Here is a 7,604-nt window from a genome sequence, read left to right on the forward strand (position 1 = left end):
GATGCCGCGGACAAGCCGCGGCACGTAGGCGGCAGGTGAAATGTCAACAGACCCTAGTGAATATGTTCTCATTCAATGTGATGCGCTCGTTTGTTGGCGGCTGTACCTTGCATGGCTACAACGGCTCCATTTACTTGCCACATAAAAAGCATTTTCAAGGAATGAGAAGAATTTTTGATGATTTTATTTTTATCAAGTCGAGTTGTAATGACACAAAATCCTAGTATATTTTTGCTTCCTCAAAGTTCATAATCAAAAACAATAGGGGCGTGGATGCCATTAACTAAATTAGGTACTATTTTATTAGTTGCATAATTAATATGAGCAGGATGATTTAAATATACTGCTCTATCTTCCGCAGTAAGAAACTCCATAACAAATCCAAATAAATATCCTCTGTCTAAATTCTCTGGACTATTATTTTTTCCACAACTAAAAGACTTTATTTCTGGAATTATTTCTATTAGCGCTCCTAGCCCTTTTAATAGCTCCATGCATTCATTATCATTAAGTTCATCTTTAAAAGGTAAAAGAACGATATGTCTTATCATTTAAGTGGTCCTTTAGTTTATTGCATTGAATAAATTTTAAATTACTTCCTGAGAAAAGGGTAGTGTTCCTGAGTTTGATTAATTTAAATGTATTGCTAAAGTTATAACAATAAATTTTAATTATTAAGGATTGAGATGAGCATTATTGCAAAGCGTTTTCTTGAATCCTGGTTTTATGATGTTCGGTTGGCTCTGCTTTGAGAGACGCTAAAATGGGAAAGAGTCACTCTCTACAATCGGTCATTGAATTAACTCAAGCTAAAATTTTATTTATTGGTAAGATAACAGAACGTAAGGCAGCAGTTCAAGATGGATATTACATAGGCCATGTTAATCGACAAGAAAGCAGGGTAGATGTGGAACATTGTTTAGGTGAAACATAAGTGGTGAATGCTTAATAGCGAAGGGATTTACTGATAGAATAATGATTATCTTTAATGAACTTTAGTCATGAATATTTTTTTCATCAAAACATTCCTTGTTTCTTTTTTATTTCTCCCCATTTTTCTTAGCCACTCCGCTCCTTCTTATCTTTTTCAACCAACTGGAAAATATGAGGTGGGTATGAAAAAGATTCAACTCATTAATCAAAACATTTGTCCCGATCCCTTTTATCGTGAAGCGGATAAAGAATTTTATGCGCATAGTAAAAATTTAGAACATTGTCATATGATTAATTTATATTTATTTTTTCCCGTAAAATCTCATTCTCAGAATTTTTTATCTTACGATACGGATGCAAGCTTACAAATAAAAGAAGATATAAAAAATAATAAAATTAAATCGAATGCTTATAAAGCAGCAAATAGTTACTTACATAGGTTACAAGAACTTAAAAGTTATGTTTCATCAGCAAAGGAGATTGCTCATGGGAAATTTCCTTTAATTGTATTTCAGCCAGGATGGAGTTTTAATTCTAACAATTATCAAAATTTTATCGTGAATTTAGTAAGCCATGGTTATATTGTCGCTGCTATTGATTCTGCTTATTCAGCAACATTAACAGAATCATTTGGTTATTTATACAGAAATGAAATTCAATTCATTCATGGCCGTCCCTCAATAAAATTTATGCATTCTCTTTTTAACCCCAAAAATTCCAGCTTGTCTGCAATGGAAAGTGATTTGAATTTAGTTCTCAATCATCTCTTAAATAATTTACAAGATCATATAGATGTTAAAAAAATAGGCGGCATGGGGCATTCTCTTGGCGCTATTTCTATTTATCGTGTTTCATTCAATAAAAATAAACCTATAAAAGCATTTGTTAGCTTAGATTTTGGACAGTCGAATGATATTCCTAAACACATATATAATCCTATGATTCCAAGCTTAATTTTTAGATCTGCGTATGACAAAAAATATGGAAAAGAAAGACAGGCTGCTAATGAGTTTATTTTAGAAAAAGGAAGTTATTTGGTTTGGATGACACCTAATATTCACAATGAGGAATACAGTAAACACAGCGCGTTTACTGATTTCATAACCCTCATTTCTAACAGACAGTTATGGGAATTACGGGAAAAAACTTATGGCAATTTGAATTCCCCTTGGTATGATTCGGGTCCTTCATTTGATACTGCAAAAAACTCACTTGGAACTGCGAATGGTTTAGAATTTACAGCGGCTGTGAATCAATATGTTTTAGAATTTTTTGATTATGAATTAAAAAGTAAACATAATCCATTTAAAAAATGTAAATCTCTAACACCAAACTCACAATTATATTGTGGTCCGTTGAAATTAGAATAAATTATGAGTTTAAGGTGATTATGAAATTTTTGGTGTAATCGAAAACTGTACTCCAGGCCATAAACGTTTTTTCTTGAAAAACATTTCAGAAAATACAAGATGGCCTTGAGTGATCCAGTAAGGCACTGTCGGGTTAAATTGATTTGTATGGTGATTAGACTATTAAAAAAATATTTTTTATATGGGATTTTACTAAGCCATACAGTTTTGGCAGCTCAACCCATAACTGATTATTTACTAAAACCATCTGGAAGATACGGCGTTTCCTTCAAGGATCTGCATTGGGTTAACTCTAATGTTTGTCCTGATCCAAATTTTTCAAAAAGAAATAAGAATGATTTCAGTTCTGGTAATAAAAAATATTGTCATGAATTAATGGTCAGAATTTATTATCCAATTACCTCAAAAAACTATAATGGCGCGCCTTATTATCGACCGCTTATCAAGACCGAACAAGACATTCTGAAAACAAAATTTGGGGTCAAAACAAAAGATATTGAAACCTTATCAGGGCTTAAAAGTCATACCATAGAGAATACTCCAATTATCAAAAATACAAAATTCCCAGTTCTACTCTTTATTTCGGGCTTAGGAGGAGTGGCGCAATTGTATGAAAACATGATTACTGAACTTGTTAGTCATGGTTATATTATCGTTGGAATCAATTCAGTATTTATTAACGGAGATATCATTCTACCCAATAATAGAATTGTAAGCATGGTAGATCCGCAAAGCTGGGATATTGTCACTCAAAAAACTATCCCAATATTGGAGCAAGATATTGCCTTTATTTACAAGCAAATTCATAAGGCAACTCAAGATGTTGTATTTAAATCAATGGATTTAAAACATAACGGTTAGCTTTCTTTAGTTGCCTCATGTATATCAAAATAAATCTATTTTTAATCAAAAATCTTGCATCATGGTGCAAGTTCTGGAGCGTTAGGCCTAATTTTAGACTATTTACTAAGTTTTATCAGATAAATCAGGTTATTAAGCTTGAGCGAGCCATACTTCTTAGCAATTTCAAACCACTTCAATTTCAACAGGAGCAAGGCCTTTTATACCGAGTTTTTTAGCGGCAGCAAAGGATAAATCAATTATCCTGTTCGATACAAAAGGACCTCGATCATTAATCCGAACCACAATCGACCGGCCATTATTCAGGTTTTTGACCCGTACTCGTGTAGCCAGTGGGAGTGTTGGATGCGCTGCTGTCATCGCATACATGTTGTAGCGCGATCCGGTCGATGTTTTTTGATTCCGAGCGTGTGACCCATACCAAGAAGCAACTCCTTTTGCTTTGTAGTTTTTGGCAGATTTCATCACATGATATGTTTTCCCTCTGATCACATAGTGATCCGGGCCATTAGATTGCTGATGCGTACAAGCAACCAGTAGAATAGGGAGTAAGCTTGTAATGAGTCGGTTAATAGTCAAAAAAATCGTATAATAATTCATAAAGTTATCTTCTACTTCCCAACAGATATTTTACATATAAAGTTTTAAATGTTATCGAGATGACCTTTATAACAAACTTCATTTTAAAAAATTAATAGATCACGAGAAACAAAAATCTTTCTTGAAAAGAAAATCGTCAATAGACAACACATTTTTTATCACTGCTTTATTGATTATATATTTTTTTGATGAGGATGCACCAACAAATTTTGCTGTATAACCCCTTATCCCAAATCAAGGATATCTTTATACCACTTAAAAACTCTGACAATTTTGACAGGGAGGATGGGTTTAAATAATAAGGTAATGCCATCTTATTAATGTTACACATGTTAATGTGTGAGCTGGAATTAAAACTATCTTCAAGCTGAAAATTTAATCAATATTATCGAAGGATTGGTAGTAAAAAAACAAATACGAACAATTGCATCAACCTATCGTCAGGGCTGCTTTATGCGGCTAATTTCAGAGAAATTAATCTTTTTTATCCTCGAATTGTTAACTTGATGATCAGGGCTAATGCACCTGATTTTTAAAATAAGTAAGAAAAGGATCAAATCAATGCAAGAAATGGCTCAAGTGCATATGATAAAAGGCTGGATATACAAGATATCTGAAAAAGTTTGCTCAATTTGACTAATAATCGAAGTGCGTAGACTGTGCGTTGATGGTGTTTTTTTTGTATTACTTAAGCTTTTTTTAAGGCTTTATGTGTATTATTTGTCTCATATTCGAGTTGTTTTTTTTATAATCATATGTTGTTTAAATATATATCAGATAATTTTAACCGATGATGATCTCACACTTATTAAAGAGCTCAATTGGAACTCGATTGAATAAATAGAGCAGCCGAATAACCACCCGCAACATATTTGTGTTTTTCTTAGGTGATGAAGCTGCGTATTAATAATACTTAATCCAATTTACTGATGGAAAAAATATGTATACTCAATTTGCAAACGATTCTGAACGATTAATTCATCCACAAGGAAAGAAAATTAATGCTAATTTAATGAAAAGTATTTTTAATAATCAGTTATCGGATCTGGAAATATCCGTGTTAAAAAAGGGGATGAGCGCGTTTTCCATAGAAGATGATTCAGTCTCAAATAAATATCGTTTGTTTGTATGTTTATTATTGTCTGATGAGTTTCTTGCAGAAGAGGAATCCCTCATTAATTTTGCGTCGGAACGGTTGGGTTTGACTATCCAGCAGATCGCAGAAGCTGCGTTATTAAGTGGTCAGTTGAACCTTGTTAACAAGTTATCTTCTCAATCGAATGGCTTGAGCGCAGAAGATTACGTTAAAATTTGCCTCGCTGTGGTACAAAATAATGGCTCGGCTCTTCAGTACGTTAGATCAGATGGGTTAAGCAAGGATGATTATGCTAAAATATGTCTAGCTGCCGTACAAAATGATAGTTGGGCTCTTGAATACGTTAAATCAGATCGCTTGAGCAGAGAAGATTACGCTAAAATTTGCTTGGCTGCGGTACAAAATGAGAACTGGGCTATTGGGTACATTAACGTGGATGGCCTGAACAATGATGATTACGGTAAAATCTGCCTGGTTGCGGTACAAAATGAAGGTCTGACTCTTCCTCTTCAGTATGTTAACTCGAATGTCTTGGGCAAGAAAGATTATGCTAAAATTTGCCTAGCTGCGGTACAAAATAAGGGAGAGGCTCTTCAGGATGTTAAATCAGATGACCTGAATAAGGTAGATTATGCTAAAATCTGCCTGGCTGCGGTACAAAATAAGGGAGAGGCTCTTCAGGACGTTAAATCAGATGACCTGAACAAGGAAGATTATGCTAAAATCTGCCTGGCTGCGGTACAAAATAATAGCCGGGCTCTTCAGTATATTAAATCGGATGGTTTGAGCAAGGAAGATTACGCGAGTATCCACCTCGATTGCTGGACACAAAGGCATCAATTCTCAGAACTATTTCCCACAGATGTACTGAAAGAATTTATAAAAGAAAAAAAGATTGCCTTAGATTTAATAAAATCAAATTATGGTGTTTTTGACAAGTTGCCCCCAGAATCTAAGAAAGAAGTCAATAAAATCAAACTAGAAATGGCAAAATACTGCCAAACAATTATCGTAAAATTGGATGATGACTACGAAATGGAGGATACTTATAGGATTTATGCAGTAAAACATGCTGATTCGTATCCTGTTTGTATCAGAACAAAAGAACAATTACAGGAATTATTATTATTTATCTCAAAAAATGGGTTAAATAACTCTATTAATGTTGCCATTATTGGACATAGTAACCTGAAGTCCAATGAAATTGCCTCTTTTTCTTCGCAAGATCTAACGCAATTAAAAAAATCGTACCCATTTATCAAAAAATTTACTTTAATCGGATGTGATACTGCAGGTGATAAGTCAATCTTACCTGCCGAAGCAGCAAAGCTTGAGCTGTTAAAAAAGGGGATTCAGTCCTCTTTAATTTCTCAATACCCTCAATTACGTGAAGATACGTTACGCCTTGATGAACTGGCTACGGCAATTCTTACAGACAGTTATCCCTCCAGATGCGGGTTAGCTGTTATCAATAAAGAGATGGACGAACTGACTTTAAAACATCAGTTTCCAGAAACGCTTGATGCCGCCTATATGTTAGTACAAAACAAAAATGGTTCTTCTTATAGTGTGCATTATATTCATAGAGGTACTAATGGAGTACAAAGTGAGTTGATTTGTCCCACGCTTTCTGAGTTTCAACTGCAGCAGTTAAAAGACTTAAATTTCACTATAAATACTAAAAAACCGGATGGGTATCGACTCAAAAACAAACAATTCATCTCCAAAAAGGATTACGACCAATTAAATAATGAAGAACGTTCTAAGATAGAAGCCCAACTACTTCGAGATAAAAAAGGAAAACCAGTACCTAATCTAATTCCAACTAAAAAATCTATTTTTGACGAGGTAGATATCACAATATGGGCTCAGAGTAACACAGGAAAAATCGCCCTGTTGGATGATCAAGTCAGAAAAAAAATCATGTTCACAACGAAGCATAAAACAGAATTTAAAGAACGAGATTATAATACAAAACAAAACAATGAAGACAAACCGATTCATGCCCAGCATATTACTATTTCTTCGGAAAACGAGGACTTTTTTAAAATGGGGGAATGCTTGGTTACCAGAGTAGTCAATGCCATGAAGCAAGAGGGGGTTAAGGATGTTGTTATAAAAGGATATCGAAGTCTTTTATACCCATCACCTTCTGAAGAGCAACCTAATACAGGAAGACTGTATGGGATCAATTCTCATGAAAATATTTTCAGGAGTGCATATTCACAGACCTTTTTTGGAAGTAATAAAACAACCAATTTGAATTTAGAGAAATTAAGGGATTGCCAAATAAAGGCAACAGAAGAAGGCAGGACTAAGGCAGTGAATGTTTTTTTGTAGAGAGCATTAATCTGATTCTGCATTACCATTTTAACCACTGAGGGATTTTTTAATAATCCTAGAGTGCCTGTTTACAATTTATGTCGTTAACTATACAAATTGTAAACAGGCCTCTAACCTATTCAGAAAATTGTATACAGATTTCCTACCTGCAAAGGCTTAGATCTATAGATGTTTTTATCAAATTAGAATGTTTTTATAAAGACCAAATAGATTATAATTTAATCTATTTGGTCTAATTTAATATTGACTTAATAATTTTCAGGTACCATTGCACCTGAAAATTTAACCCAAAAGGAAAAAATTATTATGGCAAATTATAGAACACTCCTTAAATTAATCTATAAAATAAGTGATGAAGGTAACCAAAAAGATATCACTCAATTTAATAAAGAATACAATAA

7 protein-coding genes are annotated in these 7,604 nt (G+C 33.7%); 5 read left to right on the plus strand and 2 right to left on the minus strand.

The annotated features are described in order from the left end of the window. The coding region (locus Lsan_RS22960; RefSeq protein ID WP_237762092.1) for a hypothetical protein at positions 1 to 224 on the plus strand (224 nt) is incomplete at its 5' end. 15 nt (positions 225 to 239) lie between these two features. Here the strand turns inward: Lsan_RS22960 and Lsan_RS09620 are convergent. Continuing rightward, positions 240 to 551, minus strand: a complete 312-nt coding sequence (locus Lsan_RS09620; protein ID WP_058514190.1) for a Dabb family protein — start codon at positions 549 to 551, stop codon at positions 240 to 242. A 212-nt stretch (positions 552 to 763) separates the two neighbouring features. Here Lsan_RS09620 and Lsan_RS22070 point away from each other — a divergent pair, with 212 nt between their 5' ends. The 3 genes from Lsan_RS22070 (at position 764) to Lsan_RS09630 (ending at position 3,164) form a co-directional block, all read left to right on the plus strand. Continuing rightward, on the plus strand, positions 764 to 934 hold the full coding sequence (locus Lsan_RS22070; RefSeq protein WP_157068295.1) for a hypothetical protein: 171 nt from the start codon (positions 764 to 766) through the stop codon (positions 932 to 934). A 67-nt stretch (positions 935 to 1,001) separates the two neighbouring features. Continuing rightward, positions 1,002 to 2,303 (plus strand): alpha/beta hydrolase, encoded by a 1,302-nt coding sequence (locus tag Lsan_RS09625; protein WP_058514191.1) that lies wholly within the window; start codon positions 1,002 to 1,004, stop codon positions 2,301 to 2,303. 99 nt (positions 2,304 to 2,402) lie between these two features. Beyond that, on the plus strand, positions 2,403 to 3,164 hold the full coding sequence (locus Lsan_RS09630) for an alpha/beta hydrolase (protein ID WP_133134338.1): 762 nt from the start codon (positions 2,403 to 2,405) through the stop codon (positions 3,162 to 3,164). Between the two features lie 165 nt (positions 3,165 to 3,329). Here the strand turns inward: Lsan_RS09630 and Lsan_RS09635 are convergent, their stop codons facing one another. Next, on the minus strand, positions 3,330 to 3,764 hold the full coding sequence (locus Lsan_RS09635) for a septal ring lytic transglycosylase RlpA family protein (RefSeq protein ID WP_058514193.1): 435 nt from the start codon (positions 3,762 to 3,764) through the stop codon (positions 3,330 to 3,332). 940 nt (positions 3,765 to 4,704) lie between these two features. Between Lsan_RS09635 and Lsan_RS09640 the strand changes: the two genes are divergently transcribed. Further along, positions 4,705 to 7,200: a DUF4116 domain-containing protein gene (locus Lsan_RS09640; protein ID WP_058514194.1), complete on the plus strand. Its 2,496-nt coding sequence runs from the start codon at positions 4,705 to 4,707 to the stop codon at positions 7,198 to 7,200. Positions 7,201 to 7,604 lie beyond the last annotated feature (404 nt).

Source organism: Legionella santicrucis (assembly GCF_001468135.1).
Lineage (GTDB): Bacteria > Pseudomonadota > Gammaproteobacteria > Legionellales > Legionellaceae > Legionella > Legionella santicrucis.

Excerpts from the sequence above, each read along its gene's own strand:
- Lsan_RS09625 (WP_058514191.1), top strand. The coding sequence starts at position 1,002 with ATGAATATTTTTTTCATCAAAACATTCCTTGTTTCTTTTTTATTTCTC.
- Lsan_RS09630 (WP_133134338.1), top strand. The coding sequence starts at position 2,403 with ATGGCCTTGAGTGATCCAGTAAGGCACTGTCGGGTTAAATTGATTTGT.
- Lsan_RS09620 (WP_058514190.1), bottom strand. The coding sequence starts at position 551 with ATGATAAGACATATCGTTCTTTTACCTTTTAAAGATGAACTTAATGAT.
- Lsan_RS22070 (WP_157068295.1), top strand. The coding sequence starts at position 764 with ATGGGAAAGAGTCACTCTCTACAATCGGTCATTGAATTAACTCAAGCT.
- Lsan_RS09640 (WP_058514194.1), top strand. The coding sequence starts at position 4,705 with ATGTATACTCAATTTGCAAACGATTCTGAACGATTAATTCATCCACAA.
- Lsan_RS09635 (WP_058514193.1), bottom strand. The coding sequence starts at position 3,764 with ATGAATTATTATACGATTTTTTTGACTATTAACCGACTCATTACAAGC.